The 15,904-nt window shown below is 69.9% G+C and carries 15 protein-coding genes; 4 read left to right on the top strand and 11 right to left on the bottom strand.

Going from position 1 to position 15,904, the window contains the following annotated elements:
* Positions 1–145 precede the first annotated feature (145 nt).
* The gene (locus tag ACOADB_RS06380; RefSeq protein ID WP_378597116.1) at positions 146–2,296 is read right to left on the bottom strand and encodes an acyl-CoA dehydrogenase; all 2,151 of its coding nucleotides are present in this window, start codon (positions 2,294–2,296) and stop codon (positions 146–148) included.
* A 34-nt stretch (positions 2,297–2,330) separates the two neighbouring features.
* Between ACOADB_RS06380 and ACOADB_RS06375 the strand changes: the two genes are divergently transcribed.
* Positions 2,331–3,242 (top strand): alpha/beta fold hydrolase, encoded by a 912-nt coding sequence (locus ACOADB_RS06375; RefSeq protein ID WP_378597115.1) that lies wholly within the window; start codon positions 2,331–2,333, stop codon positions 3,240–3,242.
* Here the strand turns inward: ACOADB_RS06375 and ACOADB_RS06370 are convergent.
* Positions 3,239–4,648 (bottom strand): WS/DGAT/MGAT family O-acyltransferase, encoded by a 1,410-nt coding sequence (locus ACOADB_RS06370; RefSeq protein WP_378597114.1) that lies wholly within the window; start codon positions 4,646–4,648, stop codon positions 3,239–3,241. The genes ACOADB_RS06375 and ACOADB_RS06370 overlap by 4 nt on opposite strands.
* Before the next feature lie 87 nt (positions 4,649–4,735).
* Here ACOADB_RS06370 and ACOADB_RS06365 point away from each other — a divergent pair, with 87 nt between their 5' ends.
* The gene (locus tag ACOADB_RS06365; protein ID WP_378597113.1) at positions 4,736–6,001 is read left to right on the top strand and encodes an alpha/beta hydrolase fold domain-containing protein; all 1,266 of its coding nucleotides are present in this window, start codon (positions 4,736–4,738) and stop codon (positions 5,999–6,001) included.
* 3 nt (positions 6,002–6,004) lie between these two features.
* On the opposite strand, the gene ACOADB_RS06360 is transcribed toward ACOADB_RS06365, so the two are convergent.
* Positions 6,005–8,029, bottom strand: coding sequence for an acyl-CoA dehydrogenase family protein (locus ACOADB_RS06360; protein ID WP_378597112.1), 2,025 nt, complete (start codon positions 8,027–8,029; stop codon positions 6,005–6,007).
* A gap of 64 nt (positions 8,030–8,093) precedes the next feature.
* Here ACOADB_RS06360 and ACOADB_RS06355 point away from each other — a divergent pair, with 64 nt between their 5' ends.
* The gene (locus ACOADB_RS06355) at positions 8,094–8,768 is read left to right on the top strand and encodes a class I SAM-dependent methyltransferase (RefSeq protein WP_378597111.1); all 675 of its coding nucleotides are present in this window, start codon (positions 8,094–8,096) and stop codon (positions 8,766–8,768) included.
* Here ACOADB_RS06355 and ACOADB_RS06350 read toward each other — a convergent pair.
* The 3 genes from ACOADB_RS06350 to ACOADB_RS06340 are packed head-to-tail and all read right to left on the bottom strand — an operon-like array spanning position 8,739 to position 11,931.
* Positions 8,739–9,878, bottom strand: a complete 1,140-nt coding sequence (locus ACOADB_RS06350) for a prenyltransferase (protein WP_378597110.1) — start codon at positions 9,876–9,878, stop codon at positions 8,739–8,741. The two genes, ACOADB_RS06355 and ACOADB_RS06350, sit on opposite strands and share 30 nt — an antisense overlap.
* On the bottom strand, positions 9,875–10,624 hold the full coding sequence (locus ACOADB_RS06345; RefSeq protein WP_378597109.1) for a class I SAM-dependent methyltransferase: 750 nt from the start codon (positions 10,622–10,624) through the stop codon (positions 9,875–9,877). Before ACOADB_RS06345 ends, ACOADB_RS06350 begins: the two co-directional genes overlap by 4 nt.
* 11 nt (positions 10,625–10,635) lie before the next feature.
* Entirely contained in the window at positions 10,636–11,931 is a 1,296-nt protein-coding gene (locus ACOADB_RS06340; protein ID WP_378597108.1) for a glycosyltransferase family 4 protein, read from the bottom strand.
* A gap of 189 nt (positions 11,932–12,120) precedes the next feature.
* Between ACOADB_RS06340 and ACOADB_RS06335 the strand changes: the two genes are divergently transcribed.
* Entirely contained in the window at positions 12,121–12,732 is a 612-nt protein-coding gene (locus ACOADB_RS06335) for a TetR family transcriptional regulator (protein ID WP_378597107.1), read from the top strand.
* A 93-nt stretch (positions 12,733–12,825) separates the two neighbouring features.
* On the opposite strand, the gene ACOADB_RS06330 is transcribed toward ACOADB_RS06335, so the two are convergent.
* The 5 genes from ACOADB_RS06330 to ACOADB_RS06310 form a co-directional block, all read right to left on the bottom strand.
* Entirely contained in the window at positions 12,826–13,581 is a 756-nt protein-coding gene (locus tag ACOADB_RS06330; RefSeq protein WP_378597106.1) for a glucose 1-dehydrogenase, read from the bottom strand.
* 58 nt (positions 13,582–13,639) lie between these two features.
* Positions 13,640–14,545, bottom strand: coding sequence for a 3-oxoacyl-ACP reductase (locus ACOADB_RS06325; protein ID WP_378597105.1), 906 nt, complete (start codon positions 14,543–14,545; stop codon positions 13,640–13,642).
* Between the two features lie 2 nt (positions 14,546–14,547).
* Positions 14,548–14,751 (bottom strand): ferredoxin, encoded by a 204-nt coding sequence (locus ACOADB_RS06320; protein WP_378597104.1) that lies wholly within the window; start codon positions 14,749–14,751, stop codon positions 14,548–14,550.
* 5 nt (positions 14,752–14,756) lie between these two features.
* Complete coding sequence (locus tag ACOADB_RS06315; protein WP_378597103.1) at positions 14,757–15,227, bottom strand: pyridoxamine 5'-phosphate oxidase family protein; 471 nt, start codon at positions 15,225–15,227, stop codon at positions 14,757–14,759.
* A gap of 1 nt (position 15,228) precedes the next feature.
* Positions 15,229–15,904 (bottom strand): NAD(P)/FAD-dependent oxidoreductase (locus ACOADB_RS06310; RefSeq protein ID WP_378597102.1); only part of this gene is annotated, 676 nt, incomplete at its 5' end.

Below are 15,904 nucleotides of genomic sequence, written 5' to 3'. Positions count from 1 at the left end.
CGGAACCGTTCGTTGTCGTACTGCATCGCGTCGAGCCACGCGCTGATCGTCGGCTGGTTCACGGGATGCGGGGCCAGCGTCTCCGAGGCCTCGCCGAGCGCGATGATGCGCTCGGCCTCCGCCATGATCTTCTCGTGCAGGTCGCTCATCGGGGCACCCGCGGCAGGCCCAGTCCGAACATCGAGATCAGCTCGCGCTGCACTTCCTGCACGCCCCCTCCGAAGGTGATGACGAGGTTCCGCTTGGCCTGGGCGTCGAGGTAGTCGAGCAGGCGCCGGGTCTCCGGCTCCCCCGCGTCGCCGTGGCGGTGCACCAGGGAGATCAGGTCGGCCAGCAGGTGCTGGACCTGGTCGGCGGCGAACACCTTGGACGACGACGCGTCGGCGACCTTGATCTCGCCGGTCGCGGCGGCCCGGGCGACCTCCCAGTTGAGGAGCTCGTTGATCCGGAACACAGCGGTGGTCTTTCCGAGCAGGTCGACGACGTCCGGCAGGTCGCGCACGCCCGCGGCGTCGGCCCAGCGCACGATCCGGTCGCGCAATCCCTCGATGCGGCCGGCCGGGCCGAGCATGACGCGCTCGTGGTTGAGCTGGGTGGTGATCAGCTTCCAGCCCTGGTTCTCCTCGCCGACCAGCATGTCGACGGGCACGCGGACGTCGTTGAAGTACGTCGCGTTGACGTGGTGCGAGCCATCGGCCGTGATGATCGGCGTCCAGCTGTAGCCGGGGTCGGTGGTGTCGACGATCAGGATCGAGATGCCCTTGTGCTTCGGCGCGTCCGGGTCGGTGCGCACGGCGAGCCACAGGTAGTCGGCCTGGTGGCCGCCGGTGGTCCACATCTTCTGGCCGTTGACGACGTAGTGGTCGCCGTCGCGCTTCGCCGTGGTGCGCAGCGACGCGAGGTCCGTGCCGGCGTCCGGCTCGCTGTAGCCGATCGCGAAGTGCACGTCACCGGCGAGGATCCGCGAGAGGAACATGTCCTTCTGCTTCTCGGTGCCGTAGCGGATCAGGGTCGGGCCCACGGTCTGCAACGTCACCGCAGGCAGGTGGACGTCGGCGTACTGCGCCTCGTTGGCGAAGATCGTCTGCTCGATCTCGCCGAGCCCGTGGCCGCCGTACTCCTTCGGCCAGCCGATCCCCATCCAGCCGTCGATGCCGAGCTGGCGGATCAGCTTCTGGTACGACGGACCGTGCCGGTCCCAGGCGCCATCGGGGCCGGGGTCGGCCGGCTCGTCGTGGGCGATGCCGGTGAAGTACGCGCGGACCTCGGCCTTGAGTGCGCGCTGCTCCTCGGTGAGCTCGAGGTTCTTGGCCTCGGCGGCTTCGACCGGCACCTGCGCGGCGGTCGTGTCGAGCGCGTGCGCCAGGTCGGTGCCCCACGTCGTGTAGCCCACCAGCGGGTAGGTGATGTCGACGCCCATGCCGCCGTGCAGGTGGTGGCAGGTCCGGAAGGCGTACGGCGCCACCTGGCTCACAGAGTAGCCGGCAACGGCGAGGTCGTCGCCCGCCGGCAGGCCCGAGGCGACGCGCCACACGGCGTTGTCGGCCGCGAGGTCGACGGTGCGGGAGGTGACGTAGACGTCGGCCATCTGCAGCGACACGGCCTGGAACTCCGCCAGCGACCGGCCGAACTGCTGGCGGCCCTTGACATAGGCGGCAGTCAGGTCGCGGGCGCCGGCGAGCACGCCGGCCGCCGTGACGGCGAGGCCGGCGCGGGCGACATCGGAGAGGTAGGCGGCTGCGCCGTCCTCGAGCACCTCGGCGGCAGCGTTCTCGAGGACGACCGTGTGCCGGGGTGCGGCGCTGGAGGCACTGGACTCCAGCAGGGTGACGCCGGGACCCGTCGGGTCGACGAGCGCGACGACGTCGCGGTCGCCCTCGCGGGCGATGACCAGCAGGCGGGCGGCGTTCCACGCGTAGGTCACCGACAGGGCGCGGCCGTTGACCGTGCCGTCGGCGTACGTCACGGAGCCACGCAGCGCGGGCGTCAGGACCACGTCGCCGGCGACGACGCCGGGCAGGAACTCCTTGCGCTGCGCTTCCGTGCCGTACGACGCCAGGGTCAGCGCGCCACAGCAGAGGGTCTCCCACGCGGGGACCTGGACGGCAGCGTGTCCGGCTTCGCGCAGCAGCACGGCGACCTCGCTGAGCCCGAGCCCCTCGCCGCCGTACTCCTCGGGGACCGGGAGCGACGTCAGGCCGGCAGCGGCCCAGGCCGCCCACTCCCGAGCGTCCGACTCGCGCTCCAGCACCTCGCCCACGACGGCGCGGACAGCATTGATCGCCTCAACATCCACGAAGCAAACTGTAACGTGTTCTAGTCTGCTTCGCATGGGTGTCGTCTCACTGACCGATGTCACACGCCGTCGGGTCCACCTTCCGGAGATCGACGTCCCGCGCGGCCGGATGGTCGAGCTGCCGGGCCGCGGCGGGTCGACCTACGTCACCGACACCCCGGGCCCCACCCCGAACGCACCGACCATCGTGCTGCTGCACGCCCTCGGCACCACGGGGTTGCTCACCTTCTTCCCCGTCATCCATCCGCTCGCGAAGAGATTCCGGGTGATCACCCTCGACCAGCGGTGGCACGGCAGGGGCATCCAGAGCGAGGAGTTCTCGCTGGTCGACTGCGCCGACGACGTGGCCGCGCTGGTCGACGTCCTCGGCCTCGAGAAGGTGATCGTCGGCGGCTACTCGATGGGCTCGATCATCGCCCAGCGCGTCTGGCGCCAGCACCCCGACAAGGTGTCGGGGCTCGTCCTCGGGGCGACCACCGACCGGTTCCAGCTCAACGCCGCCGAGCGCGGCTTCTTCCTGGGCATGGGCAGCACGATGCTCGCGCTGCGCGGCCTGTCCCGTTCCCGCACCGCCATCAAGGCGACCCGGGCTGCCGGCCGCAGCGTCGACTTCGTGCCCTCCGACATGCACGAATGGGCGTTGCGCGAGTTCCGCTCCACCAGCCCGTGGGCCGTCGGCCAGGCCGTGGCGGCGCTCGGCCAGCACCACTCCCGGCCCTGGCTCGGCCGGATCGACGTCCCGACCGCGGTCGTGGTGATGATGCGGGACCGGGTGATCCCGACCGCGCGCCAGATCGCGTTCGCGCGCTCGATCCCCGGCGCCACGATCCACGAGGTCGACGACGGCCACGCCGGGTGCGTGCTGGGGTCGGAGAAGTTCGTGCCGCGGTTCGTCGAGGCGGCGGCCACCGTCAACGCCCGGAGCCGGGACTTCCGCCAGCGCTAGCGGCTGCTCGACTCCCAGGCGGCCTGGAGCCGTTCGAGCTCCAGCGGGAAGTGCCGCACCAGAGCGTCCGCGTCCGGCATCGACTCGCGACAAGCGATCGCACCGACGTGCATCTGCCCGGCGTTCGACATCACCGTGAGGTTCAGGCCGGCGCCGTGGAAGACCGGTCCCAGCGGGCACAACGCTTCGATCCGGGCGCCCATGAAGTAGAGCGGGATCGGCGGGCCCGGGACGTTGGAGATGACGAGGTTGTGGACGACGGGGTGCCGTTCGGCCAGTCGCAGGTTGGCGTAGGTCCGCACCGCCAGGCCGAACGTCCGCGGCGCCGCGAACTCTGCCCAGTCCTGCAACGCGTCGGCACTGATCGCGTTGTGGTGGGCCTTCGCGATGCGGTTGCGGTGGGCGAGCATCTGCAGCCGCTCCAACGGGTCCGCGATGTCGGTGCCCAGCTTCGTGAACATGGCGCTCACCTTGTTGGAGCCCGACGACCTGCGCGAGCTGTCGCGCACACTCACCGGCACCGTTGCCAGCAGCGAGGCAGTCGGGAGCTCGTCACGTTCGGAGAGATAGGCGCGCAGCGCTCCTCCGGCGATCGCCAGGACCACGTCGTTGACCGTCGTCCCCGTCTCCTTCTTGATCGCGCGGATGTCGTCGAGCGACAGGTCGACCATCGCGATGGAGCGGTGCGAGGTGATCGTGCCGTTGAACGACGTGCGCGGCGCGGAGAACGGTGCGGCCATCGCCGTACCCTGACGGGCGCGGCCGATCGTCCTGGTGACCAGCTGGGCCGACGGTCCGATCACCTTCGCGAGCGTGATGGGGCGGGTCGCCGTACCGATGACGGCACGGCCGAGGAGCTCGCGCCGTCCGGGGCTGCGGGGGTGGCGGCCGTGCTCGACGAGCATCGGCGGAGTGTCGGGCTCGATCGAGCAGAGGTGCGAGATCAGGTTCGCGCCGGAGACACCGTCGACCGTCGCGTGGTGCATCTTGGCGAACACGACGACCTTCTCGTCCCCGCCCTCGGGCCGGTAGCCCTCGATGACCCACATCTCCCACAGCGGACGCGAACGGTCCAGCGGGAGCGAGGCGAGGTGCGCGCACAGGTCCATCAGCTCGCGGTAGCCACCGGGCGTCGGGAGGGCGAGGCGGTGCACGTGGCGCTCGATGTCGAACGACGTGTCCCGCACCCACACGGGGTGGTCGAGCCCGAGGGGCACACCGCGCACCTTGCGGGTGAAGTCGGGCACGTCGCGGACACTCCGGTTGAGCGCAGCCTGGAGCGAGCCGAAGGAGTACGGCGCCGTCATCGTCGCGGGGTCCAGCACCATGACCGCACAGACGTGCATCAGCTGGTCGGGGGTCTCCAGGTAGAGAAAACTCGCGTCCAGTCCCGAAAGCCGATCCATTCCGTCATTCTCCATCTGTGTGGGGCGCGCCGGTCCTTGAGTAGAACACGTACCAGTTTCCTACAACGACACGGATAGGATCCGGTCATGGGATTCGTACGGCGCCAGGCCATCACCGCTGCGCTGACCGCCAACGCCATCCGGCCCCTCCCCGGCTTCCGCGCCGGCATACCGGCGTTCTTCGCCGGCTGGGTCACCGGTGAACTCGCCCCCCACGTCCTGGGCCTGACCGTCGCCGATGCGGCCGCGCACGTCGCCGGACCGCGCCGAAGCGTCCGCGGACTCGCGCTCGCCGGCCTGTCCTCGGCCGGCCTGGCCTACCTGATCCAGCAGAGCCGCCGGTCGGTGACCGAGGCCGAGAACGCGCTGGTCGAAGGCCTCGGCGTCGACTACGTCGAGCAGCTCGACGCCAAGCCGTCCCCGGCGGACCTCGCGACCCCGTGGGGCCGGATCGTGAACCCGTTCGCCTTCGGCCGCGCGGCGCGCAAGGCCGGCGTGGAGGTCCACCGCGACATCCCGTTCGCGCCGTACGGCAAGCGCGGCATGCTCGACGTCTACACGTCGGAGGTCACGCCCGCCGCCGGCGCTCCGGTGCTGCTGCAGGTGCACGGTGGCGCCTGGACCATCGGCAGGAAGGATCAGCAGGGGCTCCCCCTCATGCAGCACCTCGCCGCCCGCGGCTGGGTGTGCGTCGCGATCAACTACCGTCTCTCACCCCGCGACCCCTGGCCGGCGCACATCGTCGACGTCAAGGCCGCGATCGCGTGGATCCGCGAGAACATCGAGGCGTACGGCGGCGACCCGAACTACATCGCGATCACCGGCGGATCCGCCGGTGGCCACCTCTCCGCCCTGGCCGCCGTCACGCCGAACGCGCCGGAGTTCCAGCCCGGCTTCGAGGACGCCGACACCACGATCCAGGCGGCGGTCCCCTACTACGGCGTCTACGACATGGCCGGTGTCACCGGCCTGCCCAACACCGCCCTGATGCGCGACACCTTCCTCGGACCACGGGTGTTCCGCAAGCGCTACTCCGACCTGCCCGACGTCTACGAGCAGGCGTCGCCGCTGCTGCGGATCACCCCCGACGCTCCCGACTTCTTCGTGATCCACGGCGTCAACGACACGCTCGTCGAGGTGGGCCAGGCGCGCGCCTTCGTCAAGGCGCTGCGGGACACCTCGAAGCGCACGGTGAGCTACGCCGAGCTGCCGACCACCCAGCACGCGTTCGACATCTTCCCGTCGATCCGGTCGCAGCACCTCGTGCGCGCGACCGAACGCTTCCTGAACTGGCACTGGAACCTCTGGCGCCGCGAGCAGGGCTCGCCCGCCGAGGTCATCGCAGCGGAGTAGACCTCAGCGCGGCAGGCCGAGGATCCGCTCCGCGGCCACGTTGCGCAGGATCTGCGTCGTACCGCCCGCGATCGACAGGCAGCGCGTGTTGAGCTGCTCCCAGATGTCGGCCGCCAGCGGGTCCTCCGACACCTTGCTGATCGGGCCCAGCACGGCGAGGTCGTCGCCCTGGAGCTTCACGACCAGCTCCGAGGAGTCCTGACGGCTGCGGACGCCGAGCAGCTTCGCCACGCTCGACTCCGAACCCGGGCCGTGACCGCCGAGGGCACGCAGCGTGGTGCGGACACCCAGCAGGGCACAGACGGTGGCGAGGGCCACCTGATGGCCGACCTGGACCCGGGCGACCGGCCCGAGGTCGCGGGACGCGGCGATCTCGACGGCACGCTCCACGCTCTTGGTGAGGCGTGCGCTGGCCATCGCGACCCGCTCGTTGGCCAGCGTCGTGCGGGCCAGCTTCCACCCGTCACCGGGCTCGGCCACGACGCAGTCGTCGGGCACGAAGACGTCGTCGAGGAACACCTCGTTGAACAGCGCCTCCCCCGTGATCTCGCGCAGCGGCCGGACCTCGATCCCCGCGGACCTCATGTCCACCAGGAAGTAGGTGATGCCCTTGTGCTGCGGGACGTCGGGATCGGTGCGGGCCAGGCAGATGCCCCAGTCCGCACGCTCGGCCATCGAGTTCCACACCTTCTGGCCCGTCAGGCGCCAGCCGCCGTCAACCCGCTCGGCGCGCATGCGCAGCGACGCCAGGTCGGAGCCGGATCCCGGTTCGGAGAACAGCTGGCACCACACCAGGTCCCCCAGCAGGGACGGCAGCACGAAGCGTTCGCGCTGCGCGTCGGTGCCGTGGGCGAGGATCGTCGGCACCGCCCACCCGGCGATCACCAGGTCCGGTCGTACGACGCCCGCCCGGCCGAGCTCCTGGTCGATCACGATCTGCGTGGTCGGATCGGCGCCGAGCCCGTAGGGCGCGGGCCAGTGCGGCGTCAGGTAACCCGTCTCCACCAGTGCCGCTCGCTGGTCGCCCGCCGGCAGGGCAGCGATGCGCTCGGCGGAAGCCCGTACCTCGGGGCGGATCGCGTCGTCGCGCCCTTCGAGGTCGACGTCCACCTGGCGTCGTACTCCGGCCACGGCGGCAGCCGTGAGCCGTTCGGCAGCGTCGTCGGCCGAACCGACGAGCGCACGCAGGCTCAGGGCGCGGCGGAAGTAGAGGTGGGCGTCGTGCTCGTGGGTGAAGCCGATGCCGCCGAGCACCTGGATGCAGCCCTTGGCCACCTCGACGGCGCCGTCGAAGCAGGTCGCCTGCGCGACGTCGACCGCGAACGACCACTGCTCGACGTCGTCACCATCGGCCGACGCTGCGGCGTCCCAGGCGGCGGCCGTGACGGCCTCGGCGGTCTCGAGCATCTGGGCACACAGGTGCTTGATGGCCTGGAAGGCCCCGATCTTCTGCCCGAACTGCTCGCGCACCTTGGCGTAGTCGACCGCGGTCTCCAGGCACCAGCGAGCCACCCCGGCGGCCTCGGCCGCAGCGAGGGTGACGGCGACCAGGCGGCGACGCGGCTCCCCCGCGTCCCCAGCCGGACCGTGGGATCGGGCGTGACGGGCACTGAGGTCGATACCGGCCTCAGGGGTGACCTCCCCCGCTCCGTCGAGCAGGAAGCTCTCGATCGCCGTGCCGCCGTCCCACACGGCGCCACCGGGGTGGACCTGAATGCCAAAGCGACCCGCCCGCTGCTGGAGCGTGGCGACGACGGCCGAACCGAGGAGGCCGCCGGGAACCAGTTCGTGCGCACAGGCCTCGAGTGCGACCGCCTGGTCGAGGACCGTTCCTCCCCCACCGCCGGACGCCTCGGGCACCGCGATCGTGGTGACCCCCATGGCATCGGCGGCCGACCAGACCTCGTCGAAACGGGCAGCGACGTCGCCCTCGGCGGCGCGCGCCGCCGCGATCGGGTCCAGGCTGGCCGCCCACTTGCGCAGGTTGTCGGCCAGTTCGACCTGGTCGTCGGTGATGCCGAGGGACATGGTGCTCCCGTGGGTTCGTTGGTGCGGCGAAGTAGAACAGGTTTCAGTTTACTAGAATCACCCCGTGCCCGACACCATGCCGTCCGACCTGCTGGAACACGCGCGCCGCGCCAAGGGCTTCATGCCCGAGGACGAGGGCGACCTGCTCTACCGGGTGGCCCGCGAACGCCTCCCCCACGGCCCGGCCCTCGAGGTCGGCACCTACTGCGGGAAGTCCGGCATCTACCTGGGCGCCGCCGCGCGCGAGGTGACCGCAGCCGGCACACCCGCAACCGTCTTCACCGTCGACCACCACCGCGGGTCGGAGGAGAACCAGGCAGGCTGGGAGCACCACGACACCACGGTGGTCGACCAGGAGTTCGGGCTGATGGACACCCTGGGCCAGTTCCGCAAGAACATCGCCCGCGCCGGACTCGAGGACCAGGTGGTCGCGATCGTCGGCCAGTCCACGACCGTCGCCGCGCACTGGCGCACGCCGCTCTCGCTGCTCTTCATCGACGGCGGGCACGGGGAACAGCCCGCCCGCGACGACTTCCTCGGGTGGCCACGCTGGGTCGACGCAGGTGGCTACCTGGCCATCCACGACGTCTTCCCCGACCCGGCCGAAGGCGGTCGCCCGCCCTACGAGCTGATCTACCTTCCCGCACTGGCCAGCGGCCAGTTCACCGAGATCGACGCCGTCGGCTCGATGCGCATCCTCCAGCGCACGTCAGGCGTGGCTGGAGACCCGGTCCGCTGAGGGGCAGTCGCACTCGAGGGCGATCTCCTCGAAGTGCGGGGCCAGCGAGGTCCCGCGCATGATCCCCGAGCCCGGCGATGCGTGCCCGTAGGTCTCCCCGAGGGCGTCGACCGCGAGCAGCACCGCGGCCGCGGTGTACGTCGTGTGCTCGACCGGCCAGTGCACGTTGCGGGGCTCCCCGTCGGACGGTCGCGTCGGGTCGTCGTACACCCAACCGGTCCAGTAGCGACCGTCGTCCTCGCGCAGGTGCTGCATCTCGGTGAGCAGTGCCAGCGCACGGGTGTGGTCGCCGATGACGTCGAGCGCCATCGCGAGCTCACAGGTCTCCGCACCGGTGACCCAGGGGTTGGTGTCGACGCAGTGGATGCCGAGGCCGGGGACCACGAAGTCGTTCCAGCGCCGGGCCAGCAGCTCGCGGGCCGCGTCACCACGGACGGGTCCGCCGAGGACCGGGTAGTACCAGTCCATGGAGTACGTCGTCTTGTCCTCGAACAGGTCCGGGTGGGTGCGCACGGCGTGACCGAGGCGGCCGCCCGCCAGCTCCCACTCGGGCTGCGGGTCGTCCATCAGGTCGGCGAGCGCAACACCCGCACGGAGCGAGTGATAGATGCTCGAGTTGCCGGTGAGCAGGCAGAAGTCGTCGACCGGGGTCCAGCGGATGCCACCGAAGCTCTGCTGGAGCGACACGACGAAGTCCAGGCCGGCCCGCACGGAGGGCCAGTACTTCCGGATGAAGGCGAGGTCGCGTTGCACCAGCCAGTGGTGCCACAGGCCGACGGCGAAGTACGCCGACATGTTGACCTCGCCGCGCTCGTCGTCGGCCACGCCGCCGACCAGCTTCATCGGCCAGGAACCGTCGGCGCGCTGGACGGTCGGGATCCAGGCGTAGGCGCGCTCGGCGGCCTCCACCTGTCCACCGACGAGCATCGCCATGGCGGCCTCGACGTGGTTCCAGATGTCGACGTGCTCGCCCGTGGTCCACGGCACGGCGCCCCACGGCTCCTGCATCGCCGCGATCGCCGCTGCGGTGTCGGCGACCTGCTGGGCGCTGATGACGCCCTCGACGTACGGGAGCCGGCTCAGCGGCACCTCGGGGATCACGCCGGTCATCCGGCGTCCGGCTTCCGGAAGTACAGCACCATGCTCTTGCCGATCATCGGGTCGAGCACCTTGCCGGCCACCTGCAGGGCCTTGGGCTGCTTCATGATCTCCCAGACGAGGAGCTTGTGGTACGCCCTCGCGAGCGGGTGGTTGTCGTTCTCGACACCGACCGCGCACTTGATCCACCAGTACGGCGAGTGCAGGCCGTGCGTGTAGCTCTTGCCCTCGAACAGCATCGCCTCACCGGGCGTGCCGTCATTGAAGCGGCCGCCCTTGGTGACCTTGTCGACCAGCTCGTGGTCGGTGTAGATCCGGATGTGGCCGCCCTCGGCGTTGTGGTAGTCGGCCGAGAGGCTCCAGTTGATGACCTCGGGCAACCAGCGGGGCACGGTCACGGCCAGGGTTCCTCCGGGCCGCAGGACCCGGATCAGCTCGCGGATCGCCGCGACGTCGTCGTGGATGTGCTCGAGCACCTCGGAGCACACGATCCGGTCGAACTCACCGTCGGCGAAGGGCAGCGCGAGCGCGTCACCCTGCTTGACGTCGGCCTCGGCGCCCTCGGGGACCTCGCCGGCCTCCTTCATCGCGACGAACAGGTCGCGCACGCCTTCGAGCTCATCGGCATCGATGTCGAACGCGATCACGTCTGCACCGCGGCGGTACATCTCGAAGCTGTGGCGGCCGGCACCGGCGCCCATGTCGAGCACGCGGTCACCGGGCTTGAGGCCCAGTCGGTCGAAGTCAACGGTCAGCATGTCAGTTCTCCTCAGGCCTTCTTCTCGGCCATCTCGGCCTTGTACTCGGCGATCACGTCCTCGAGGACGGCCGCAGTGCTCACAGCGACGGCTGTCCAGCTGAACAGCTCCTTGACGCGGCGGCGTCCCGCGGCGCCCATCTCGGCACGGCGAGCGGGGTCGTCCAGCAGCGCGGCGAGCGCAGTGGTCAGTGCTCCGACGTCTCCGGGCTCCACCACGTCCGCGCAGAGGCCGTCGGGACCGACGACCTCCGGGATGGCCCCTGCCCGCGAGACCACGAGCGGCGTCTCGCAGGCCATCAGCTCGGCGGTCGGCAGCGAGAAGCCCTCGTACAGCGAGGGGACGCAGGCCAGCTCGGCCGAGCCCATCAGCGCGACGAGCTCGTCGTCGGAGAGGCCGTTGGCGAACGAGACCCGGTCGGCGATGCCGAGGCGGTCGATGAGCTTCTCGGTGACGCCACCCTCCTTGGGCTTGGTCACCAGCACGAGCTCCAGGTCGCGTTCGACGACCAGCTTGGCAAACGCCTCGAGCAGGACCGAGATGCCCTTCAGTGGCGCGTCGGCGCTGGCCATCGCGAGGACCCGGCCGGGTACGCGGGGCTCGGTGGGCGGCACGAAGCGATCGTCGACGCCCAGCAGGATCGTCTCGATCCGCGCCGGGTCGACGTTGAACTCACGCACGATGTCGCGCTTGGACGACTCGGAAGGCACCATCACCCGGCGCAGGCGGGGCGCAGTCCGCTTCTGCTGGGAGAGGAAGGAGTACCAGCGCCACACGCCGATCTTCGGCAGCTCGAAGCGCCACTTCGAGCCGGCCTTGCGCTTGGCCCAGACGGCCGCGGCGAGCTCGATGCGGCGGTCCATGGTGATCGGGTGGTGGATGGTCGCGGCGAGCGGGAGTCCCACCACCGCGGGGTCCTCGATGCCGAGCAGGGGCATGGCCAGGGTCTGGTTGTCGAAGACGATGTCGAAGTCGTCGCGCCGCCCCTTGAGGACCTTCACCACGCGCTTGCTGAAGGTCAGCGGCTCCGGGAACGCGCCACTGCGCATCCTGAGCCACTCCTCGACGTCGATCAGGTCGCGGTACTCGCTCGGGCGCGGATTGCGGAACTCGTCGCCTGGTTGATAGAGGTCGAGGCTCGGCACCTTGGTGAGGGTCACCCCCTCGTCGAGCTCGGGGTAGGGCTGGCCGGAGAACACCTCGACGGTGTGGCCCAGGGCAGCGAGCTCCCGGGTCAACCGACGGATGTAGATACCCTGTCCGCCCACGTGGGGCTTGCTGCGGTAGGACAGCATTGCGATCCGCATTCGGATCTCCTTAATCTCACTGGGGTACTGCTCAGGCGCTGGCTCATTGCGCTGAGTCACGGCGCCGAGCTCCCGGTGGAAGCAGGGCCGAACAAAACTGGAACGTGTTTCTAATTATGCGCTACCTGCCAGTAGCCTATATCTGTGGACCCAACGGGACCGCAACGTCAGACCCACACAGGAGACACGGTGACCATCGCGAACTCGACGTCGACAGACGACCTTGGTTCTGCCGCGCAGCGCGATCGACGCAAGCGGATCCTCGACGCCACCTACGAACTCGCCACGGCCGGCGGCTTCGATGCAGTCCAGATGCGGGCGGTGGCCGAGCAGGCCGACGTCGCCCTGGGCACGCTGTACCGCTACTTCCCCTCGAAGATCCATCTGCTGGTCTCCGCCCTCGGACGTCAGTTCGAGGAGACGGCCGTCCGGCTCAACGAGCGGGAGATCCCCGGCGACACCCAGGCCGACCGCGTCCTGTACGTCCTCAAGCGGATGGCGCGGGGCATGCAGGGCGACCCGAAGCTCACCGAGGCGCTGACCCGGGCCTTCATGTTCGCCGACAGCAGCGTCGCCAACGAGATCCACGTCGTCGGCATGTCGATGACCTCGATCGTCACCCACGCCATGCACGGCGGGGTCCCCGTCGAGGGCTCGATCACCGACGAGGACGTCGCCGTGGCACGGGTCCTCGGTGACGTGTGGCTCTCGGCGCTGGTCGCCTGGGTGACCGGCCGCTCCACCGCAGCGGAGACTGCCGCGCACATGGACACGGCGATTCATCTGATCCTCCGGGACTGACTGCTCCATCGGGCCGAGCGCGTCTCCGGCGCAGCAGCGGGCAGCAAGCTGCCAGCCGACGCCTCCCGCCGCGCTGCCGACCATTTGACGCGCTCAGGCACCGAAGGCGTGCGTGCTCGTCACGCCACCGTCGACGGCGATCTCGGCGCCGTTGATGTACGACGACTCCTCGCTGGCCAGGAACACGTAGACCGGAGCGATGTCCTCAGGGACACCGACCCGGCGCAGCGGCACCTTGCTGGCGCCGTACTCCATGGCAGCGTCGCCGCCGTGGACCCGCGTCATGGGGGTGTCGATCATGCCGGGGTGCACCGAGTTGACCCGGATCCCCTTCGGACCGAGCTCCATCGCGGCGCACTTGGTCATGCCGCGGATCGCCCACTTCGTGGCGGCGTACGCGGTGCAGGACGGCATGCCGGCGAGGCCCTCGACCGAGGAGGCGTTGATGATCGAGCCGCCGCCGTTCTTGCGCATCGTGCGGGCCACTGACTGCATGCCGAGGAAGACGCCGAGCTGGTTGACCCGCCACACGAGCTCGACCTCTTCGGCAGGCATCCGCTCGATGTCACCGAAGCGGAGGATGCCGGCGTTGTTCGCGAGCACGTTGACCGGGCCGAAGCGGGTGTTGGCGTCCTCGACCAGCGCGGTCCAGGACGCGGCGTCGCTGACGTCGTGGTGCATGAAGTGGGCGTTGTCACCCAGCTCGTCGGCGAGCGCCTGACCTGCTTCCTTCGCCACGTCGGCGATGACGACCTTGGCGCCCTCGGCGACGTAGGCACGCGCGATCGCGGCGCCCTGTCCCTGTGCGCCACCGGTGACGATGGCGACCTTGTTGTCCAGACGACCCATTATCTCTTATCTGTCTTTCTCGGTGGTTGAGGTGCGAGCGCAGCGAGCCTCGAAACCCTCAGACGGTCAGTTGCATGATCGAGTCGGCCGCGAAGCCGTTGGCCGGGTCCCGGTCGGCGAAGAAGTCGCCGAGCTGCTTGTCGAGGTCCTCACCGGTCCAGAGGTCGCCCGACTTGTCGAAGCGCTGCTCGACGACCGGAGCCGCCACGAGGGCCACCATGCCGCCGTACACGACGAAGACCTGGCCGGTGATCCGCTCGGCGGCCGGCGAGGCGAGGTACGCCACGACGGGTGCGACATGGTCCGGGGAGTACGGATCGACCTGGAGGCCGGACTGGTCCTCACCGAAGACCTGGGCCGTCATCGCGGTGCGTGCCCGGGGGCAGATGACGTTGGCGCGGACACCGATCTTGCCCAGTCCACGGGCCGTGGACAGCGTGAGCGCGGTGATCCCGGCCTTGGCCGCGGCGTAGTTGGCCTGCCCCGGCGAGCCACCCAGGAAGGCCTCGGAGGCCGTGTTGACGATGCTGCCGTAGGTCAGGCCGGACTCGCTCGCCTTCGCCCGACCGCGCCAGTACGACGCCGCGTTGCGCGAGAGCAGGAAGTGGCCGCGCAGGTGGACGGCGATGACCGCGTCCCACTCGTCGTCGGTCAGGTTGAAGAGCATCCGGTCACGCGTCATGCCGGCGTTGTTGACGACGACGTCGAGACCACCGAAGCCGTCGATCGCTGCGGTCATCAAGGCATCGGCCGTCCTGCGCTGGCTGATGTCACCCTCGACGACGACTGCCTCGCCACCGAGCGAACGGATCTCCTCGACGGCGTCGTCACCGGCTCCGGCGAGGTCGTTGACGACGACCTTCGCGCCAGCGGCGGCCAGGGCCAGCGCCTCGGCGCGACCCAGGCCCGCACCTGCTCCCGTGACGACCGCGACCTTGCCCTCGAGCGACGTGCTGTCTGCCACGCTCACTCCTCCACCAACGTGATGGCGGCGCGCGGGCAGGCGGCAACCGCCTGACGGACCTGCGCGATGTTCTCGTCGGTCGTCTGCTCGGTGTGGAGCTGGAGGAAGTCGTCGTCGTCCAGCTCGAACACCTCGGGCGCCATGGCCTCGCACAGCCCGTTGGACTCACACAGGTCGAAGTCGACCTTGATCTTCATGTCAGTCATGCCTTTCACGTCATCTTCCGGTGGTCCCAGGAAGCGACCTTCTCGGGGTGGATGATCACGCCCACCCGCTTGGTCGCCTGTTTCTCGACCGTCTCGCGCCCGAAGTCCCCCAGTGCCTCGAAGGACTCGGCACCCACCATCCGGGTGGCGACGGCCGCGCCGATCTCGAAGATCGTGTCGTAGTCGCGGACGATCTCCGCGCGTCCCTCGATCGATACGCCACGCAGCTCGAAGTAGTCGACGCCGTCCTCGACGAGCGCGGTGACCCGCGGGTCCCGCTCGAGGTTGACGATCTTCTGGCTGCGTCCGTAGGTCCAGAACGCGATCTTGCCCTCGCGCACGACGTAGAACAGCGTGGTGAGGTGCGGGAATCCCTCGTGCCCGTTGGCGGCCACCTGCACCTTGAGGTTCTCGCCCAACAGCGCGGCGACCTCCTCATCGGTGAGCTTCACCTTGTCGCGTCCTGCAGCACCCATGTCAGCTTCCTTCCGACGAGTGGCCCGGGAACACGTGGGCACTCGGGTCAATGACGACGGCGGCGTTGTTGACCGCGGTGGCGGCCTCACCGAAGCCCACGGCGATCAGGCGGACCTTGCCGTCGTACTCGGTGATGTCGCCGGCCGCGAAGACCCGCGGCAGGCTCGTGCGCATGGCCCCGTCGACCACGATGTGGCGACGGTGCGTCTCGAGCCCCCACTGCTGGAGGGGGCCGAGGTCGGCAACGAAGCCGAGCGCCGCCACGACCGCCTGCGCCGGCCGGGTCTGCGGCACGCCGTCGACGGTGATCTCGACCTCGGCAAGTTCTCCGTCGGTGCCGCCGGCAGCGTCGCGCAGCGCGGTCACCTCAGCCTTGGTGACGAACTGGGTCGAGGACGAGCGGACCTGCTCGACGGTGCGTTCGTGCGCGCGGAACGCGTCGCGGCGGTGCACCAGCGTGACGGAGCGCGCGATCGGTTCGAGGTGCAGGGCCCAGTCGAAGGCACTGTCGCCTCCCCCGACGATGACGACGTCCTTGCCGTCGTACGGCGCAAAGCTCGGCACGAAGAACTCGACACCGCGCCCGATCCATCCGGCGGCCGCCGGAAGCGGGCGCGGGCTGAACTTCCCGATGCCGGCAGTGATGATGAGGGCCTTGGCGTTCACGACGGTGCCG

The organism is Nocardioides sp. CPCC 206348, from assembly GCF_048654705.1.
Classification (GTDB): domain Bacteria; phylum Actinomycetota; class Actinomycetes; order Propionibacteriales; family Nocardioidaceae; genus Nocardioides.
Note: the sequence above shows the minus strand (reverse complement) of the source record. Positions and strands in the feature narration are given on the sequence as shown.